This is a genomic window from Paramesorhizobium salinisoli (assembly GCF_003335045.1).
GTDB classification, from domain to species: Bacteria; Pseudomonadota; Alphaproteobacteria; order Rhizobiales; family Rhizobiaceae; genus Paramesorhizobium; species Paramesorhizobium salinisoli.
Window position 1 is genome coordinate 1 of record NZ_QOZG01000166.1, and the last position, 255, is coordinate 255.

The 255-nt window shown below is 60.4% G+C and carries 1 pseudogene; it reads right to left on the minus strand.

Annotated elements, in window-relative coordinates:
- Window positions 1-255, minus strand: a pseudogene (locus DUT91_RS25395) (hypothetical protein); the annotation flags it as partial.

A 255-nucleotide genomic window follows, 5' to 3' on the forward strand; every position in this document is an offset into this window, starting at 1 on the left:
TACCCCGTTCATCGCACCGTCGAGGACCATGGGCGCGGTCATGCCGGAGAGCCTGAGCGCTCCGGTAAATGTCGTCGCCTTCCAGTGCCCGTGTGGAATCGGGGAGCGGCATCGATCTCCGCAAGGGGCCCGTCCGCGAAGCCGTGACATCTTTGTGCTCAGATCGGTTTCATCGATGAAGACGAGGCGCGCCGGATCGAGAAAAAATTGTCTTGTGCCGGAAACACAAACACCCCCGCGATCCTTCTGCACCAT